Here is a 2,231-nt window from a genome sequence, read left to right on the forward strand (position 1 = left end):
CTGAGCTTGTTCTTTAACCTCCGTCCGGCCCTGGCATGGTGGCTGGCAGGCCTGAGCATGAGCGGGCAGGCCTGAGCATGAGCGGTCGAATCGGGATGCGTTGTTCGGCAAGGCAGTTGCATACTCACCGCATGGCCTTGTTCTCTGCTCGGTTCCGGGACCCGCGCAGCACCGAGTACGACTTCATCAGCTTGATCATTGTGCGGTGCCCCGGTTGTGAGAAGGCCGCCCGTGTCGTTCCGGTGCCCGAAGACTCCGGTCCCGGGGGGCGGATTCTGTTCAGGCCGCGGCGCCTGGTCTGTCATGGCTGCGGACTGTCACGGGTATGGAGCGGCCGTCTTGTCACGCTCTCTGCCGGGACAGCTCAACCAGCGACGGATCCGTACTTCGGTATGCCGCTGTGGCTCCAGGTCGAGACTCGGCACGGGTGGTTGTGGGCGTACAACCTCGAACATCTCGACTTGATCCGTCGTTTCGTCCAGGCGTCGCTGCGGGAAAGGGCGCCCTGGTACGACACTGGACAGAAGATGACCTTGGTGGCCCGTCTTCCGGGATGGATCAAGCGGGCGAAGAACCGAGACGAGATCCTGCGTGCCGTCAGCCGGATCCACGCCTCACTGGCTGCCGCCTGACCTGCTGACCAGCGTCCGAACGGCACTCGAACTTGATCTCTGGTTCTGCTGTTCGGCGGACGTGTGGGCGGCCTCCGCACGATCATGTGCTCCGACCAAAGAGGCACTTGACCAGTACGAAGGCCGTGAGGGTGAGTCTGCTGCCTGATGCTGTTCCGGCGGAGGCGTTCGCGAACGCCTCACGCTTTCGGAACGACTTATTCGACTGTCTGACCGCTCGCGGGGATGAGCTGTTCGAACTCGTCGATGCGTTGTTGTGCGCGGACGGGCCGGTGACGTCGCCGGTGGATCTGACGCTGGTGGCCGAGCACCGGCGTGGGCACGGCGCGATGTACGAGGCGTTGAACCACGGGGACGTGGATGTGCCCCGGCTGCGGCAGGTGCTGGCCGGTCTGCCGATGCCGCGGGCCGCCGACGGGCGCCTGGTCCTGGCGGTCGACGTCAGCAACTGGCTCCGTCCCGACGCGCCGACCAGCGCGGACCGCCTGTTCTGCCACGTCTACGGCCGCAGCGGACGCTCCTCGGACCGGTTCATCCCCGGCTGGCCGTACTCCTTCGTCGCCGCCCTCGAATCGGGCCGGACGTCCTGGTGCCAGCTCCTGGACGCCGTCCGTCTCGGCCCCGAGGACGACGTCGCCGAGGTCACCGCCACCCAACTGCGCCGGGTGGTCACGGACCTGATCGAGATGGGCCGCTGGCACTTGGGCGACCGCGACATCCTCATCGTCTTCGACGCCGGCTACGACGCCCCGCGCATGGCCCACCTCCTCGACGGCCTCCCGGTCGAGGTGCTGGGACGGATGCGCTCCGACCGCGTCATGCGACGGCCGACGCCCTCGCTCAAGGAGTACGCCCTGAGCTACCCCCAGGGAGGAAGACCGCCGAAGCACGGCAAGGAGTTCCGCTTCGCCAAGCCGGAGACCTGGGGCGAGCCGGACGCTGCCACCACGCAGGTCACCGACCGGTACGGCACCGCCCACGCGATGGCCTGGGACCGCATCCACCCCCGCCTGACCACCCGTGCCGCGTGGATCGACCACACCGGCGAACTCCCCATCATTGAGGGCACACTGATCCGCCTCCAGGTAGACCGCCTGCCCGGCGGAGGCGACCCGCTGCCGCTATGGCTGTGGTCGTCCGCCACTGGCCTGAAAAGCGAGGACGTCGACGTGCGCTGGCAGGCGTTCCTACGGAGATTCGACCTGGAGCACACCTTCCGGCTGATGAAACAGACCCTCGGGTGGACCTGTCCGAAGCTGCGGACCCCCGAGGCCGGCGAGCGCTGGACCTGGCTGATCATCACCGCTTACACCCAGATCCGCCTCCTGCGCGAGGCCGCCGCCGACTTGCGGCGTCCGTGGGAGAAGCCCGCCGAACCCGGCCGGCTCACCCCGGCCCGAGTCCGCCGGGGGTTTCGGAACCTCCGCCCGCACTTGCACTGTCCGGCCCGTGCACCGAAACCCTCAACTCCCGGACCTGGAAGGCCCCTTGGCTCGAAGAACCGGCGGCCCGCCACCCGCTATGACGTGGGCAAGACCGTGAAACGACCCGAGAGCATCACTGAACGAAACCGACTCAGACCATAAAGAACAAGCTGAG

The 2,231-nt window shown here is 67.3% G+C and carries 2 protein-coding genes; both read left to right on the plus strand.

Annotation, left to right across the window (positions count from 1 at the left end; genetic code table 11):
* Window positions 1-131 precede the first annotated feature (131 nt).
* Window positions 132-632, plus strand: a complete 501-nt coding sequence (locus ACF1GV_RS42530) for a hypothetical protein (RefSeq protein WP_391692530.1) — start codon at window positions 132-134, stop codon at window positions 630-632.
* A gap of 131 nt (window positions 633-763) precedes the next feature.
* Window positions 764-2,218 carry an NF041680 family putative transposase gene (locus ACF1GV_RS42535; RefSeq protein WP_391692532.1) on the plus strand — a complete coding sequence of 485 codons (1,455 nt, stop codon included), beginning with the start codon at window positions 764-766 and terminating at the stop codon, window positions 2,216-2,218.
* The last annotated feature ends 13 nt before the right edge of the window (window positions 2,219-2,231 follow it).

Origin of the sequence: Streptomyces sp. NPDC014006, from assembly GCF_043088925.1 — a bacterium.
Taxonomy (GTDB): Bacteria; Actinomycetota; Actinomycetes; order Streptomycetales; family Streptomycetaceae; genus Streptomyces.